A 15,988-nucleotide genomic window follows, 5' to 3' on the forward strand; every position below is an offset into this window, starting at 1 on the left:
GTGAAGGGCAGTACAACTACGACCACCCGCCCAGCCAATAGTTGGCAAGGTTCGCGAAACGCTGTTGCGGGTTGTCACCGGGAAGTGTCGGAGGAACCGAGGCTGACGGAAATCGTGCGCGCAGCGTCAGCCAGTTATCGAGCACTGTGCTGTCGTAGAAGCCGTGGCGCAGTCCTTCGTGAATATGGTCGAGGGTCGTGCGGTAGTTACTGCCGGTGGCGCGACTCCACACATAAGCGTGACGCTCCAACAGGCACTGCCGCAGATTATTTTCCTGCCTGACACTGAGTTCCGGCTCGACGGTCAGCGGCGTGACCGAGAGCGTGGGGTTAATGACAGATTTTCGTCCCTGAGTGTCTTCTACTTTGGCGGCCCACGGGCCGCCGTACCAGGTCAGCGACTCGATGGGCCCCAGCCAGCGACTCAACTCCAGCGGGTCCATTGCGTCGAAAAAATAACTCGCAGTTTGCACGTTGTAATACGTCAGCAGGCTTTTGTAGTGACGATCGAAACGCACGGTCAGCATGCGGCGTAAATGTTCGAGCAATTGCCGCTTGGGCGCCGCGCACACAATACGCAAGCCGGGCCATGGCGCTGACGCTTGCGCGAGCACATTGTTCAACGGGTCTCCCAGCGGGAGCTGTATCAACAACGGGCCCTGATCACGAATCAGGTGCAGCTCGGTGTCCGCGAGCAACTCGTCCCATACGTGGCTGTGTCCAAATTGCTGCTTGAAACGTTCCGCCAGTCCCGGCACGCCCGGTGTATCGAGCAAAAGCCAACCCTCCTCAAGGCGGTTACTCATCGCAAACCCCTTGCGTCACTAGCAGCCCCGTCCGACAGGCGCACGGGTGTAATTGGCAATGGGCGAAACTGCCGCCAGACGGCTGCCGACACAGCAAGATCAATGGATGGCTGTCCTGCATCAACTCCAGCAAATGCTGAGTGCGCGTGCTCAACACCCTCGCAAGGGGTTCGTCGACAGTATCGGCGACCGCCGCTGTCACTTCCTGAGTGTCTAAGGTGATCTGCTGGCTGCGAAGGGTCAGGTGATCGTTTTCCACGTGCAGTGAGCTGTTGCCCACACTGAACGCCAGCTGCGCGCCGTTATCGAACATCAGCGTGATGCCGCCGGTGATCTCGATCTTTTGCCCAGCGCTGACAAAGCTGTCCAGCTCAAGGCGCAGTTCAAGGGAAGGCTGTTCGGCCACCTCACTGATGGGCTCAGTGACGGAGCCGTTGGCGAACGGTGCAAGGTCGGGATTTTCCAAGTAGGCGGTGACCATGGGCAAATCAGGGTCGCCATCGACGAAATCCACCACCACGTCCATTCCGACCCGAAGCCGAGTGCGATGCTCGCCCTCACCCACCAACGTCGATGACACCGGCACCCAGCAGTTGGCGTAGTGCGCGCCCTGACCTTGGCGCCCCCCATCGAACTGCACCCAAATACGCCCCGACGCGTCGCAATGCTCCTGACCCACGACCGGCCCCATCACCTGTGCGCGCTGCACGCCCAACATCCTTGGCCTCGGTTCCGGCGGAACAGGACGAAAACCGATCTCCCAGGGCGTCGCTTTGAATCGATTGCGATAAGGCAATGCGCTAACATCCGCCGCCAGTAGCTGATCGAGCATCTGCACCTGCTGGCCTCGGTGCTGGACTTCGGTCAGCAGCCAGAGATGGTTCCATTCCTGACGCGGGTGCTCCGTTAACGACAGCAACAAACCCGCGCCCAAATAAGGCGAGGTACTTTCACCTTCGGCCCGTTCCAGGGACCGAAGGCCGGGCTGCTCATCGCCGAGGCTGCCGACGTTGAACTGATCAACCTGATGCCGGGTAGGCTCGGCCTTGCCCGGTTTCAGACGCCGGGGGCGGGTTTCAAAAAAACACGTCGGCCCTCGACGAAACCCACCTTGGGTATCGGCAAACACCAACACGTGACGCAGTTTGGAGTGCTGAAAGTGGTAATGAATGCCCTCCTCGTCACACAACCGCTGAACGAACTGCAAATCCGACTCATCGTGCTGCGCGCAGTAAAGGCGCTCATGGTAGGTGCCGTTGAGTTCAAAGCGATGCGCGTTGGCGTGGATACCGTGTTCCTTGAGTACCTTGGCAATAATTTGCGGGGCTGACAGGTCTTGAAAAATGCGCTGATTGTAGCGGTGGGCCAGGCAGCCCAGCCGTGGGCCCAGGCTTAAGCGGTAATGGTGGGCGCTCGAATCGTGGTCGATAAGGCCCACACGTTGAATTTGTCCGTTGAAGCCGGTTTGAGTTCCGGCGAAGCTCAGCCACGCCGAGCGGTACATCAGGCTTTTCGGGTTCAGATCGGGGGATTCAATGACCACTTCCAACTCAAAGGCAAAAGGCCTGCTGATCGCTTCCGTACCGGTAAACGAAAGCACAGTGAGTGAGTGAGTCAGGTTCGGGATATCCAGACGAAAAAAAGGTTCGCTGACTGGATCGAACATCGGCTATTGCTCTACTAAAGGACAGCCGGGGATTCTCGCCGAGAGAACCACCGGAGTAGAGGGCCAAAATGCAGAATAGGAAAGAGCCTACAAAAGAATAGGACCGGACGGGCAGATAACCATCACATTTTGTCCGTCGTGCAGCAAACCCGCGACAACTGTAGGAGCTGCCGAAGGCTGCGAAAGCCCGAAGGACCTTCGCCAACAAGTTGGCGAAGAATGACGACGCGGTCGTGTCAGTTAACCCAGATCAAGAAGACAAATACGACGACCGCGTCAGCCCCAAACGCAGCGCATCCAGGTATTGGGTGCGTTCACGCGGGGTTATTTTGGCGCTGGCCACTTTGTCGCGGTATTGGTTCATCAGCCCTTCAGGCGACAAGTGAACGTAACGCAGCATGTCTTCGATGGTGTCGTGGGTCTCGATCCCGCCGTGGTAAACACTGCCGTCCGGCCTCTGGTAAATATTCACCGAGTCGGTATCACCGAACAAATTGTGCATGTCGCCCAGGATTTCCTGATAGGCGCCCACCAGGAAAATCCCCAACAAATAGTCTTCGCCTTCGTTAAGTGCATGAACCGGCAAACTGGTTTCGATGCTCTGCTCGTCAACGTACTGCTTGATCTTGCCATCGGAGTCGCAGGTCAAATCTTGCAAGACCGCGCGGCGCATTGGCTCTTCGTTGAGACGGTGCAACGGCAGAATTGGCAGCACCTGACCAATCGCCCAGGTATCTGGCAGGCTCTGAAACACCGAGAAATTACAGATGTACTTGTCAGCGAGCTTGTCGTTGAGTTCGTCCAGCACTTGGCGATGGGAACGCTGGCGGGCCTTCAACGAGTTATGCAGGCGGCGGCATACCGCGAAGTAGCACTGCTCGGCCAAGGCCTTTTGCGCCAGAGTGATTTTGCCATCAGCGTATTGAGTAGCGATGTCGCTCATGTAGTGCGTGGCACGCCAATAGGTCTCAGTGACCATCTCGATGTCGGTTGGCCCCAACAGATCGACCAGCCATTGCACGGTTTCCGGCAGGCTTTCTTTGTCGGCGATCTTCGGCACTTCGTCGTTGTGGCTTTCGACGTCTGTGACCTGAACCACCAACATCGCGTGGTGTGCGGTCAGCGAACGGCCGCTTTCAGAAAAGATGTTCGGATGCGGAAGCGCTTGCTCGTCGCAGAATTCCTTGAGCATGCCGACCACGACCCCGGCGTAATCGTCCATGTCGTAGTTGATCGAGCTGGCGTTGCGTGAGTGAGTACCGTCGTAATCCACACCGAGACCGCCGCCGACGTCGATATGGTCCACCGGCAACCCGAGGTTGCGCAGTTCGCCGTAATAACGAATCGCTTCTTTGAAGCCGTGTTGATAGTCAGCCAGGTTAGCGATCTGCGAACCCATGTGGAAGTGCAGCAGACGGATGCCTTGATCCAGTCCGGCCTTGCGGAAACGCTCGACCACTGACAACAACTGCGCCGCCGATAAACCGAACTTGGATTTCTCACCGCCGGTGTCAGCCCATTTGCTGGACGCCAAGGAAGACAGCCGCACACGCAAACCGATCTGAGGGGCGACTTTAAGTTCCGCAGCCTGTTCGATCACCAGCGCCACTTCGGATTCTTTCTCGATCACGATGAAAACGTTGTGACCCAGCTTTTGCCCCATCAATGCCAGACGAATGAATTCACGGTCTTTATAACCGTTGCAGACAATCGTCCCACCTTTAGGCGCCAGGGCCAGCACGGCCATCAGCTCGGGCTTGGACCCCGCTTCCAGGCCGATGGACACGTCCTGAGTGGCGATAATATTTTCAACCACGGCTTCTTGCTGGTTGACCTTGATCGGGTACAACGCGGTGTATTTACTCTGGTATCCCAAGCGCTCGATGTTGGAATCGAATGCGCCGGTCAGTTGACGAACGCGGTCTTGCAGAATGTCAGGGAAGCGCACCAGCAACGGCAAGGACAAGCCACTTTTACGCAGCGCGTCGACCTGCTCGTACAAATCAATGGGCGAACTGCTCGGGCCCTTCGGGCGGACTTCAACACGGCCGGCTTCGTTGATTGCAAAATAACCGGCTCCCCAATGACGAATCCCATAAACACTGCGGCTGTCCGCAACTGTCCATTGGCTGCCATCGTCTTTGCGTGTGCGTCGTACGGACATCGAAGTCCCCTATAAAAGAAGTCATGTGGCATCAGCCGCAATGGGCTGGCGCAGTGTAAAGAGAAGAAATGACGATTTGGCACTGTCGCGTCGGTCAGCGCCGAGCCGACTTGGCCGAGGTTGAGGATAGACACGCCTTGAAGCACAGAGTTTAGAAATCGGGGCCTAGCCGCCAGACTTCTTCGCTTTGAACCCCAGTTTCACCAGTTCTGCCAGCAACAGCTCGACGTGATCACCTTGAATCTCGATGACGCCGTCCTTGATCGCACCGCCCGTTCCGCAACGACGCTTGAGCGTCGTCGCCAGATCCTTGAGGGGGTCTTCGGCCAACGGCACGCCGATGATGGTGGTCACCGTTTTACCGCCGCGACCTTTGCTTTCGCGGCGCACACGGGCGATGCCATCCCCTTCGGGAATAGCGGTTTGCTTGCAGACACAGGCATCCACGGGCTGACGACAGTTTGGACAATGCCGTCCTGCGTCGGTGGAAAATACCAGACCGCCAAGGGCGGCGAAGGATGCGGCTTTTTTGGCCACCGGCAATCCTCTTGTTTGAGGATAAAGACGGGTCGGCTCCGGCGTAGCGGTGGACCGACCGCGAAGCCCCACTCAGGCAGGGGCAGCGCTACTGAGCCAATAATGGCTCAGCTTGAAAAGGTCGCGCAGTGTAACGGCAAAAAGAGCAGATGCTAAGCGCAAATACACGCCGGCCATCATCTTTTATCCGTGAGTCGCGAGCTGATTCAAATAGCGCTTCAATGCCGCCAAGGAGTCCGGGCAGTAAGGCTTGAGCAACGCTTCCTGCAAAACGTCCGCGACCGGGACAAAGCGCGCTTCGAGCACTTCCTCAGGCTGCAAGGTCAGTGGGCCGTCCCACACCGCGCTGAACACCGCGCACCACAAGCGATTACCCGGTTGATCGAAGAAAAAACGCTCGTGGGCATGCAACGGAACGCCGCTCACGCCCAATTCTTCTTCCAGCTCCCGGGCCGCCGACTCGGCGTAGGTTTCCTCGGAGAGCACCATCCCCCCGGCTGCCACATCCCAGTAGCCGGGATAAATGGCTTTACTCAGGGTGCGCCGATGCACGCACAGCTCACCGGCAGAATTGAACAGCAATATATAGGTGCCCCGCCCGATCAGACCTTGTTCACGCAACTGGGCCCGCTCGATGGAGCCCAATGGCAGATCCTGTTCATCAACCCAGGCGATTTGTTCGGCATCAGAGGCGGCACGGTGCGCAGCCTCTTGAGGAGAGACCGGCATCATTTACCCCTGTGACAGCAATTGGCGCAGGTCGATCACTGCAGCGTTAGCCCGGGAAATATAGTTGGCCATGACCAGCGAGTGGTTAGCCAATATCCCGAAACCGCTGCCGTTAAGAATCATCGGACTCCAGACCGGTGCTTGCGAAGCTTCCAGTTCACGAATGATCTGACGCACGCTGACGGTGGCATTCTTCTTCGCCAAGACATCAGCGAAATCTACTTCGATGGCCCGCAGCAAATGCGACAGCGCCCACGCCTGACCGCGCGCTTCATAGAATACGTCATCGATCTGCAGCCACGGGGTTTCTACTATTTCTTCATCAACCTTTGGCGCCTGGCCGGGGATGACCGATTCAGTTTTCAAACTGCTGTTGAGTTTGACCCGACCGACACTGGCCGAGAGTCGCTGCGACAACGAGCCCAAGCGGGTCGCCACATCACCCAGCCAGTTATTCAGGTTGTCGGCACGGGCGTAAAACAACGCGCCTTTCTGGTTAGGATCGGACAAGCGCGCCTGATAGCGGCTCAGCGAATTAATCCCCTCGCGGTACTCAGACTCACTGGAAGGCAGCACCCAACTTCTATTGTCGAAGTTGAAACGCGGCTCAGCCCGGGCCAAGTCCGGGTCTTCTGCCGACTGCGATTGCGAGCGGGCGAAATCTTTACGCAGCGCACGGCTCAAGTCACGCACCTGAACCAGCACGCCGTATTCCCAATGAGAGATATTGTCCAGCCACACACCCGGCGGCAGGCGGTCATTGGAGATATAGCCACCGCGCTTATCCAGCAAGGTGCTCGCCACGGTCTTCAGTGTTTCGACCGTGGTGTAACCGATCACCATCTGCTTACCTTCGCGCTCAGCCGCCGCTTGGGCGTTCTGCTGAACTGGAAACAGAGCGGGTTCATGGCTCCAGTACCAACCGATCAAGCCCGTTACCACCAAATAGATGGCAAGAACGATGCCTAACGCGCGGCTAAAAAAAACACCCCCCCAATAGCCTCGGGAGCGAGTCCCTACCGCAGGTTCATCAACCCGATCCCCCGCGCTACCCGCGCGCTTCTTCCAGTCCAGCATGGCTATGTCCCTTCAATCACGAAATTCAATGGTTCGACCGCAACCTTACAGCAACGTGCCTTGGGGTGGGAGTGGGACGATCAGTCTCAGGGGCACGCCTGCAGAAAACCTGGCTGATTGTAGGAACACGCTTGCCCGCGATTGGCCAGGCAATAGCTAGCACATTAGTTCCGGCTGATATTGAATCAAACATGTTGGAACCGCTCCGCGCCCCATCACGGGCAAGCGCGCTGCTACAGATTTACGGCTAATTCAGTTGACAGCGATAAACCGGGGGGCACTGTTAATCCGAAAACGTAGCGGGTTGGAACACCGCAACTTAAATACTTCATCTACCACTCCCCAGGTCGTCATCCAGCATTCGATACTCCCCACCCCAATCACGGGCGGACAGCTTTAATCTGGAGCGCGGGCAATTTCTTCCACAAGTGTCAGCGTTGGGATCATATCCTCGCCCACAGCTGTAACAACCAACATTTAGAATGACCACGATCAGTACGCCCCACTCAACGCCTCTCTCGAGCGCTGCATCGTAACATTTCCTCTTGGCTCTGAAGGTTCGTTTCGATCCCCAACCGATATTTACAATAGTCAATGATCAGGCGTTTTTCAGCCTCACTTAAATAGTAAAATCGTGGATAATCTCCAGACTTTGCAAATAAATTAGTAAACTTAATTTTGAAAGTTGGTGAACTTTTAATAAAAAAATGCACTTTCACCGGACCATGCATACCGGCAGAAGTGTAATAGCCCGTTGATAGGCAGATGGCTATACCCGCCAAGACAATTACCGTGACCAGTTTCATGAAGCAGAAGGTCTGCGCAACCCCGTCGACCCCCTCAATTGCTCTACCAACTCCATACCGGTATTACCAGGACAAAACTTATCCTCTCCTTTTTGATGGGGGTACTCTCTATGACCGCCCAGAACCTCTATCCCAAAAACGCTGCGCAAAACCTTGACCAATGAATTTAGAGATTCAATCTGTATGGCAGGGGGCACATTTTGAGTATTCAGTTTCCATACTTCAACGCCGCTGCGCCACTTGTCAGTCCAATCGCCTACCTCACCTGTAACAGTCAAGTCTTCTAAAAGCACCACCCCAATAACACCCGTATTATATTCATCAACACTAGCGCCCTTGCAGCGAATATCTCTTCCTTCAAAAATCTGACCGGCGCAATCTATTCCAAAGTGATATCCAATATCGTCGTAACCTCTGCCTAGATGTTCGTTCTGCGCCTTCCTCATCTCCATTGCGCCAAAGTCTCCGCACCCATAGCTCCTTCCTGCATGGTGCAGCGCAATCTTGGAGTAATTCCAGTCTTGGGCCATCCAATCTTTGGCTGATTTAGCCCCCCACGATGATCGCGCCTGCACTTTAAAACCAGCGACGTCCATTGCATTCAGGATAAATTCCCTAGTCATAGCTCGATCATTGACCGCAATACGACAAATCCAAGCGTTGGCATTTAACTCATGCGCCATCAGCTCAGTCACCAGAGTCGCATCGGATGATTTTGCAAAAAAGCCGCCTGCATGCTGAAGAGGTGTTCTAAAAGCGACGCGTATAGAAATGGGCACACTATCCGAAGGTGCCAATACATGAACCAAACCTTCGCCATCGGTCTGACCTTCTATAATTTCGCCACCTACCTTAGCAATGTATGGTCGACCAATAAGTGATTCTCTAGTCTCGAAATTAATCACTCGAAATATAAAACCGTAGCGTTTTTTTTCGTTCCTTGGAGGATTCATTAACTCCTTCACCCGGTGGTCAAACATTTTTGCGCCCACCGAATTGTGAATTTCCCCCGCGTCGAAACAATACGCCTCATCCATTATCAACAACCATTCGCCACTTTCGACTTGCTTTAACACCTCACTATCAAACGGAAGCATTAGACCGTGACGAAGCACATCTACACCTTCAATTTCGGCGCGCCCGTCAAGATATTGCCTGACAATACTCAGCGCTTCACCTACAGAACAAGCGTGCTTTAGCTCAGACGATGACGGGTATAACGCGCTGACCATCTTCACTGTTTGCCCTCTGATCGCCATTCGTCATAGCCAACGGTTTTACCACTCTCATGCCTTAACACAATATTTTGGTAGGCAAAGTGCACTGTTTCCAGCTGAGTAAAATGGGCGGTGCTGAGGTTCTGACAGTGGGGCATAGTTTGATTGAAGGCTACGATGACCGCGCCCTCTAGCTCAATGGTATAAAAATGTTCTACCCCACTGCCGGAAGGACGATATACATGCAGTTGGCAAATTTTTAGCGCTTCACCGTTGGTTGCTGCGTTAAAGAGCAAAGGCGAGGATTTGTCGATTGCCTTGGTAATAATCAGCGGCTTGTGCATACGACGCCCGGCTACGCCGCCAGGGATAACAACTCCGTGGTCGTATGCCTGCACCAGAATCTGATCTTCTCGACCTTGCTGCCATGCGTTACCAACCGAATCCGCGCCAAGCGCTCCGGCACTGATAAGATGCTGATGGGTTCCATGGATGGTCATATATGCGGGGATTGGCATCGGTATATCTCCTGAATAGGTTGTAGAAAACCTATCAGCCAAATCTCCGCTTGAGGCACGCAATTAAAAATCCAGAAGCGTCCTACAAGCAGATCGGCTGGCTCCCTGAATCCCCAAGAAACAACCTACATACCACCCCTATTTTTTGACGCCAATTTTGCCTAATGACAGCAGTTAATTGACCTACGACACGCTAGACGCCCCAAAGAAGTGCTAGCATACCGCCACCAGTCGACCTCAGCGCACCCATAATCAGTAGCCAGGATATGAACGAGCCAGAAGACCCGAGTCGTGATCGCCTCAAGCATCATTTTGCCCAGCGGGTAACGCATCAGGCACGTCAAATTCTTGAGGTCTGGCAGCGCTTGCAACAAAGTGAATGGTCGGCCGCCGACATGGCCGAACTTGCCGAGTCTACGCTGCGCCTGATGCGCTTTGCCGAGCGTTTCGAGCAGTTCGAACATGTTCAACTGGCGCGCAGCATCAGCCTGGCGCTCGCTGCGGTTGAGGCCAATCGCGGGCGCTTGAGCAGTGGGCTGATTACCGAACTCAATCAATTGATGCAGCGTTTGTCCCGCACCGGTCTGCGTCATGGCGATCGACTCGAACAAACGTCGTTGCCGCCGTTGCGCAAGCCAATCTATGTAATGCTACAGGAGCATGAGCGGGCCGATCGGCTGGCCAAGCAACTTGAATTTTTCGGACTCAGCGCCGTTGCACTTGAAAACACCGCCTTGTTTCACGCCAGCATGGCCGAGCGTCATCCTGCGGCTATCGTAATGGACGTTGACTTCGGCGGTGCCGGCCAAGGTTTGAAACTGGCGGCACAGGTTCAGGAAGGGCTTGAACTCAAGCTGCCGCTGTTGTTTTTCAGTCAACTTGAAACCGACACTCCCACTCGATTGGCCGCGGTTCGCGCGGGCGGCCAAGAGTTTTTGACCGGCACCCTTGAGGCATCAAGCCTGCTGGAAAAAATCGAAGTGCTCACCTGCGTGGCGCAATACGAACCCTATAAAGTGCTGATCATCGATGACTCCCGCGCCCAGGCCACTCACACCGAGCGGCTGCTAAATAGCGCCGGGATCGTCACCCGGACGTTGCTCGACCCGATTCAGGCAATGGCTGAACTTGCGGATTTCCAGCCTGATCTGATCATTCTCGACATGTACATGCCAGGCTGCACCGGCCCGGAATTGGCCAAAGTGATCCGCCATAACGACCGTTATGTCAGCGTACCGATCATTTATCTGTCGGCCGAAGACGATCTGGACAAGCAATTGGATGCAATGAGCGAGGGCGGTGACGACTTCTTGACCAAGCCGATCAAGCCGCGTCACCTGATCACCACTGTGCGCAATCGTGCGGCACGGGCGCGCAACCTTAAGTCACGCATGGTCCGCGACAGTCTCACCGGCTTATATAACCACACGCATATCCTGCAACTGCTGGAAGACTGTAGCTTCCGCTCTCGACGCGAAAGCAAGCCGCTGAGCTTTGCGATGCTTGATATCGACCACTTCAAGCGCGTGAACGATACCCACGGCCATCCCATGGGCGACCGCGTGATCAAAAGCCTGGCGCTGTTTCTCAAGCAACGGCTGCGCAAGACTGACTATATCGGTCGTTACGGCGGCGAAGAGTTTGCCGTGGTGATGCCGGACACTGACCTGCACAACGCTCACCGGGTACTCGATGAGATTCGTCAGCGCTTTGCTGAAATTCATTACCCGGCGCAACCGGTGGATTTGTGCTGCACGTTCAGCGCTGGCGTCGTCGAGCTTTGCGACGGGGCCGACAGCCTGATGCTGGCGACCCTGGCGGACGACGCGCTGTACCGCGCCAAAGATGCGGGCCGCAACCAAGTGCATGCCGGTCATCTCAAGCCCAACGCCAGCTTTCTTGAAGAATTGGCCGATGCGGTGATTGCGCAGTAGCGGCTGATTTCAACCTTGTTCGCGAACCGGCGTACCTGATTGTACAAATCACTGTGGGACCGAATTTATTCGGGAAGCGGGCGACGCGGTATGTCAGGAAAACCGTATCGCTGCCTTCCCGAATAAATTCGGTCCCACGGGGAATGGGCCGGCTCTTTGCCCCCTGAAACTCGCCCTTACAACTCCCGCCGCAGCACGACAGGAAACAGTCCGCTATCATGCGCGAACTTTCGACATGCGAGACCGCTATGCGCCGCCTGCTTTGCCTGATGCTGTTGATCCTCGCCCTGCCCGCCGTCGGCGCGAGTTTGTTGGACAGTCGCCCGAGCACCACGCTGGGTGGTTCATCACTGAACAACAGCAGTGATTTTCTGCCAGTGCATGAAGCTTTTCGCCTGAACCTGATCGAAGTCACCGATAAATCGATCAAGCTGCGCTTCGTCCCCACCGAAGGCTATTACCTCTACCGCCATCGCTTTCAGTTCCGCGCAGAGCCCGCCGACATTGGTTTGGGCCAGGCACAACTGCCCCCCGGCGAAAAGAAACACGATGAGTATTTCGGCGACGTCGAGGTCTATCACGGCATTCTGGACGTCGACATCCCACGCAAACCTGGCGACAACCGCCCGTTCACCCTCGCGGTAACCTATCAAGGCTGCGCCGACAAAGGCCTGTGCTATCCGCCTGAAACCGAACGACTGGCCATTGGCGATGTTGCAGCAACAACCTCCGCTTTGCCTGCCTCCCTCCCCAGCAAAAACGCATGGAACTGGAAAGAACTGGCCCTGTTTTTCCTCGCTGGCATCGGGCTGACCTTTACGCCGTGCGTACTGCCGATGCTGCCGATCCTATCCGGCGTGGTGTTGCGCGGTCAGATTGGAGGCGTGCGCGGGTTTAGCCTTTCGCTGGCTTACGTGTTGCCGATGGCGGTCTGCTTCGCGGTGTTGGGCGCGTTGATGGGCATGTTCGGCGCGAGTTTGAATCTACAGGCGCGCCTGCAATCGGCCTGGGTTCTGGTGCCCTTTGCGCTGTTCTTCGTGGTGTTTGCCCTGGCGATGTTTGACCTGTTTCAGGTGCGTTTGCCGCACTTCATCAGCAGCCATCTGCACCGCGTCGCAGGTCGCACGGAAGGCGGATCGCTGTGGGGCGCGGCTGTTCTAGGCGTGGTTTCCAGCTTGCTCGTTTCGCCCTGCGTTTCCGCGCCATTGGCGGGAGCGCTGCTTTATATAAGCGCCAGCGGCGATGCCTTGGGTGGCGCCATGAAATTGTTTGCCCTCGGCCTCGGCATGGGCGCCCCGCTAGTGATCGTCGCCACCGGTGGGGCCGCTTGGTTACCCAAAAGCGGACCGTGGCTGGTCACCGTTAAGAACATCATTGGCGTGCTGCTGCTGGCAGTCGCTATCGGCTTACTCAGCCGCGTTATTCCCGGCGAAATCACCTTACTGCTGTTGGGTCTGCTGTGGGCGGGGGTAGCCTTGTTCCTTGGGGCGTTGGAGTTCTCACCGAAAACGCCTGCCGAGCGGTTAGCGCAGTTATTGGGCGTGTTCCTGCTGGTTTACGCGCTGGCGTGCTGGTACGGCGCGTTCAGCGGGCAAACCGACCCGTTCCGGCCGCTGGGAGGAACGCAACCGGCATTGACGGCCAATGGCGCGCCACCCGCCGCTGACGCCTGGCAAACCATCAGTTCCGCGACGGAACTGGACCGGGCACTCAGCGAAGCGAAAGCCGCCGGTCAACCGCTGTTGCTGGATTGGTACGCGGACTGGTGCATCAGCTGCAAAGTGATCGAACACGACGTACTGCCCGACCCGGAGGTCAAGCGTCAGTTAGCCGGTTATCGATTGATCCGTTTTGATATGACTGAAAGCAACGCCGAGCAGCGCGCCTTACTTGACCGCTACCGGCTGTTTGGACCGCCCGCCTTGCTGTTCTTCGGTAAAAACGGCGCAGAGCAGGCCGAGGCTCGGGTAGTGGGTGAGATCAACGCCGCCGACCTGGTAAAGCGCATTAACAAGGCAAATGACCGAACCTAAAGGTCGAGTCATAAACTTCGCGCGAACATCGGTAATCGTGCTGGCTATTGCGGTTAACTGGACAGTCCACAGCACTTTGCGGCATAGTCGCTGCGCATCGATGCTAGCTCACATAACAAGGAACAACAGATGGCGACGCTACTGGTTCTCCACGGGCCTAACCTGAACCTGCTCGGCACTCGTGAACCGGGCCTATACGGGGCGGTAACGTTGGCGCAGATCAATCAGGATCTGGAACAACGGGCCCGCGATGGCGGCCATCATCTGCTGTGCCTACAAAGTAATGCCGAATACGAATTGATCGACCGTATCCACGCGGCTCGTGATGAGGGCGTGGACTTCATTTTGATCAATCCCGCAGCTTTTACGCACACAAGCGTCGCATTACGTGACGCGTTGCTGGCAGTGAGCATCCCATTCATCGAAGTGCATCTCTCTAACGTGCACAAACGCGAACCTTTCCGCCATCACTCTTACTTCTCCGATGTAGCGGTGGGAGTGATCTGCGGCCTTGGCGCCAGCGGTTATCGACTGGCCCTGGAGGCCGCCCTGGAACAGCTTGAACAACAAGCTATGCGCCCCTGACCGACCCTTGGGAGTTGACGATTCATGGATATCCGTAAAGTTAAGAAATTGATCGAATTGCTGGAAGAGTCCGGCATCGATGAGCTTGAAATTCGTGAAGGCGAAGAGTCTGTACGTATCAGCCGTCACAGCAAGACCCCTGCTCAGCAGTATTACGCGCCTGCGCCAATGGCCGCCCCGGTTGCGGCGCCAGTCGCTGCTCCCGTTGTCGCCGAAGCACCGGCTGCGCCGAAACTGAACGGCACCGTGGTCAAGTCGCCTATGGTGGGTACGTTCTACCGCACCCCGGCACCGACGTCCCCTGCGTTCGTTGAAGTGGGCCAGACCATCAAGAAAGGCGACACCATCTGCATCGTCGAAGCCATGAAAATGATGAACCACATCCAGGCTGAAACGAGCGGTGTGATCGAATCCATTCTGGTAGAAAACGGTCAGCCGGTTGAGTACGACCAGCCGCTGTTCACCATCGTTTGAACCGCGGAGAGACAACGATGTTGAAACCTGCGAAGTTGGAAAAAGTTCTGATCGCCAACCGTGGTGAAATTGCCCTGCGGATCTTGCGTGCCTGCAAGGAAATGGGCATCAAGACCGTCGCGGTTTACTCAACTGCGGATAAAGATTTGATGCACTTGGGCCTGGCAGACGAAAGCGTTTGCATCGGTCCGGCTCCGGCCAACCTGTCTTACCTGCACATCCCGGCAATCATCGCGGCCGCCGAAGTGACTGGCGCTACGGCGATTCACCCTGGCTACGGGTTCTTGGCAGAAAACGCCGATTTCGCCGAACAGGTGGAAAAATCCGGTTTTGCATTCATTGGCCCAACCGCCGACACCATTCGCCTGATGGGCGACAAGGTTTCTGCCAAGGACGCCATGAAGCGCGCAGGCGTGCCGACAGTTCCGGGCTCCGACGGCCCATTGCCGGAAGACGAAGAAACCGCCTTGCACATCGGCCGTCAGGTCGGTTATCCCGTGATCATCAAAGCCGCCGGCGGCGGTGGTGGTCGCGGCATGCGTGAAGTGCATCGCGAAGAAGACTTGATCGAAGCAGCCAAGCAGACCCGCGCAGAAGCAGCTGCCTGGTTCAGCAACCCAATGGTCTATCTGGAAAAATTCCTGACCAACCCACGTCACGTGGAAGTTCAGGTGTTGTCCGATGGCCAGGGTCATGCGATCCACCTGGGCGACCGTGATTGCTCGCTGCAACGTCGTCACCAGAAGGTACTGGAAGAAGCGCCAGCACCGGGCATCGACGAAAAAGCACGAGAAGAAGTGTTCGCTCGCTGCGTCAAAGCTTGCATCGACATCGGCTACCGTGGCGCCGGAACCTTCGAGTTCCTGTACGAGAACGGCAACTTCTACTTCATCGAGATGAACACTCGCGTTCAAGTAGAACACCCGGTATCGGAGATGGTCACCGGGATCGACATCGTTAAGGAGATGCTCAGCATCGCCGCCGGTAACAAACTGTCGTACACCCAGGATGACGTTGTCATTCGCGGGCATGCGATTGAATGCCGGATCAACGCTGAAGACCCAAAAACCTTCCTGCCAAGCCCTGGCATGGTCAAGCATTTCCATGCGCCGGGCGGTAATGGCGTACGGGTCGACTCGCACCTTTACAGTGGCTACAAGGTTCCGCCTAACTACGATTCGTTGATCGGCAAACTGATCACATGGGGCGCAACCCGCGACGAAGCCATGGCACGCATGCGTAATGCCTTGGACGAAATCGTGGTCGACGGGATCAAAACCAACATCCCGCTGCACCGTGATCTGACCCGTGATGAAGGCTTCTGCGAAGGCGGCGTCAACATTCACTACCTGGAACACAAACTGGCTAACGAATAACGGTCTCCGTTACTCAAGCCGTTCGTAATCCGTAAAAAGACCCTGGCATCGTAGCCAGGGTTTTTTT

13 protein-coding genes are annotated in these 15,988 nt (G+C 56.1%); 5 read left to right on the forward strand and 8 right to left on the reverse strand.

All coding sequences use genetic code 11. The annotated features are described in order from the left end of the window. Nucleotides 1–16 precede the first annotated feature (16 nt). The 8 genes from RHM65_RS02675 to RHM65_RS02710 all read right to left on the reverse strand — a co-directional run bounded on the left by RHM65_RS02675 (nt 17) and on the right by RHM65_RS02710 (nt 9,519). Complete coding sequence (locus RHM65_RS02675) at nt 17–805, reverse strand: DUF4123 domain-containing protein (protein WP_322167505.1); 789 nt, start codon at nt 803–805, stop codon at nt 17–19. Further along, nucleotides 798–2,471: a contractile injection system protein, VgrG/Pvc8 family gene (locus RHM65_RS02680; protein ID WP_322167504.1), complete on the reverse strand. Its 1,674-nt coding sequence runs from the start codon at nt 2,469–2,471 to the stop codon at nt 798–800. The genes RHM65_RS02675 and RHM65_RS02680 overlap by 8 nt, the downstream gene beginning before the upstream one ends. 250 nt (nt 2,472–2,721) lie before the next feature. Further along, a complete protein-coding gene (gene speA, locus RHM65_RS02685) occupies nt 2,722–4,635 on the reverse strand; it encodes an arginine decarboxylase (protein ID WP_322167503.1) in 1,914 nt (637 codons plus the stop codon). 165 nt (nt 4,636–4,800) lie between these two features. Next, on the reverse strand, nt 4,801–5,172 hold the full coding sequence (locus RHM65_RS02690) for a translation initiation factor Sui1 (protein WP_322167502.1): 372 nt from the start codon (nt 5,170–5,172) through the stop codon (nt 4,801–4,803). A 183-nt stretch (nt 5,173–5,355) separates the two neighbouring features. Beyond that, complete coding sequence (locus RHM65_RS02695) at nt 5,356–5,901, reverse strand: NUDIX hydrolase (protein ID WP_322167501.1); 546 nt, start codon at nt 5,899–5,901, stop codon at nt 5,356–5,358. 3 nt (nt 5,902–5,904) lie between these two features. After that, the gene (locus RHM65_RS02700; protein ID WP_322167500.1) at nt 5,905–6,978 is read right to left on the reverse strand and encodes a DUF2333 family protein; all 1,074 of its coding nucleotides are present in this window, start codon (nt 6,976–6,978) and stop codon (nt 5,905–5,907) included. A gap of 802 nt (nt 6,979–7,780) precedes the next feature. Beyond that, on the reverse strand, nt 7,781–9,016 hold the full coding sequence (locus RHM65_RS02705) for a peptidoglycan recognition family protein (protein ID WP_322170701.1): 1,236 nt from the start codon (nt 9,014–9,016) through the stop codon (nt 7,781–7,783). Between the two features lie 2 nt (nt 9,017–9,018). Then, nucleotides 9,019–9,519: an Hcp family type VI secretion system effector gene (locus RHM65_RS02710; protein ID WP_322167499.1), complete on the reverse strand. Its 501-nt coding sequence runs from the start codon at nt 9,517–9,519 to the stop codon at nt 9,019–9,021. A gap of 266 nt (nt 9,520–9,785) precedes the next feature. Between RHM65_RS02710 and RHM65_RS02715 the strand changes: the two genes are divergently transcribed. From RHM65_RS02715 to accC, 5 genes are all read left to right on the forward strand, one after another. Beyond that, nucleotides 9,786–11,453 (forward strand): PleD family two-component system response regulator, encoded by a 1,668-nt coding sequence (locus tag RHM65_RS02715; RefSeq protein WP_322167498.1) that lies wholly within the window; start codon nt 9,786–9,788, stop codon nt 11,451–11,453. A 248-nt stretch (nt 11,454–11,701) separates the two neighbouring features. After that, nucleotides 11,702–13,486 carry a protein-disulfide reductase DsbD gene (locus RHM65_RS02720; RefSeq protein WP_322167497.1) on the forward strand — a complete coding sequence of 595 codons (1,785 nt, stop codon included), beginning with the start codon at nt 11,702–11,704 and terminating at the stop codon, nt 13,484–13,486. A 129-nt stretch (nt 13,487–13,615) separates the two neighbouring features. Further along, complete coding sequence (gene aroQ, locus RHM65_RS02725) at nt 13,616–14,071, forward strand: type II 3-dehydroquinate dehydratase (protein WP_322167496.1); 456 nt, start codon at nt 13,616–13,618, stop codon at nt 14,069–14,071. Nucleotides 14,072–14,095: 24 nt separating this feature from the next. Then, on the forward strand, nt 14,096–14,545 hold the full coding sequence (accB, locus tag RHM65_RS02730; protein WP_322167495.1) for an acetyl-CoA carboxylase biotin carboxyl carrier protein: 450 nt from the start codon (nt 14,096–14,098) through the stop codon (nt 14,543–14,545). A 17-nt stretch (nt 14,546–14,562) separates the two neighbouring features. Then, a complete protein-coding gene (gene accC / locus RHM65_RS02735) occupies nt 14,563–15,921 on the forward strand; it encodes an acetyl-CoA carboxylase biotin carboxylase subunit (protein WP_322184217.1) in 1,359 nt (452 codons plus the stop codon). Nucleotides 15,922–15,988: the final 67 nt, after the last annotated feature.

Origin of the sequence: Pseudomonas sp. CCI4.2, assembly GCF_034350045.1 — a bacterium.
Lineage (GTDB): Bacteria > Pseudomonadota > Gammaproteobacteria > Pseudomonadales > Pseudomonadaceae > Aquipseudomonas.

What these genes read in the sequence shown, in the direction of transcription:
- RHM65_RS02675 (WP_322167505.1), bottom strand. Translation starts at nt 805, where the DNA reads ATGAGTAACCGCCTTGAGGAGGGTTGGCTTTTGCTCGATACACCGGGC.
- RHM65_RS02680 (WP_322167504.1), bottom strand. Translation starts at nt 2,471, where the DNA reads ATGTTCGATCCAGTCAGCGAACCTTTTTTTCGTCTGGATATCCCGAAC.
- speA (WP_322167503.1), bottom strand. Translation starts at nt 4,635, where the DNA reads ATGTCCGTACGACGCACACGCAAAGACGATGGCAGCCAATGGACAGTT.
- RHM65_RS02695 (WP_322167501.1), bottom strand. Translation starts at nt 5,901, where the DNA reads ATGCCGGTCTCTCCTCAAGAGGCTGCGCACCGTGCCGCCTCTGATGCC.
- RHM65_RS02700 (WP_322167500.1), bottom strand. Translation starts at nt 6,978, where the DNA reads ATGCTGGACTGGAAGAAGCGCGCGGGTAGCGCGGGGGATCGGGTTGAT.
- RHM65_RS02705 (WP_322170701.1), bottom strand. Translation starts at nt 9,016, where the DNA reads ATGGTCAGCGCGTTATACCCGTCATCGTCTGAGCTAAAGCACGCTTGT.
- RHM65_RS02710 (WP_322167499.1), bottom strand. Translation starts at nt 9,519, where the DNA reads ATGCCAATCCCCGCATATATGACCATCCATGGAACCCATCAGCATCTT.
- RHM65_RS02715 (WP_322167498.1), top strand. Translation starts at nt 9,786, where the DNA reads ATGAACGAGCCAGAAGACCCGAGTCGTGATCGCCTCAAGCATCATTTT.
- RHM65_RS02720 (WP_322167497.1), top strand. Translation starts at nt 11,702, where the DNA reads ATGCGCCGCCTGCTTTGCCTGATGCTGTTGATCCTCGCCCTGCCCGCC.
- aroQ (WP_322167496.1), top strand. Translation starts at nt 13,616, where the DNA reads ATGGCGACGCTACTGGTTCTCCACGGGCCTAACCTGAACCTGCTCGGC.
- accB (WP_322167495.1), top strand. Translation starts at nt 14,096, where the DNA reads ATGGATATCCGTAAAGTTAAGAAATTGATCGAATTGCTGGAAGAGTCC.
- accC (WP_322184217.1), top strand. Translation starts at nt 14,563, where the DNA reads ATGTTGAAACCTGCGAAGTTGGAAAAAGTTCTGATCGCCAACCGTGGT.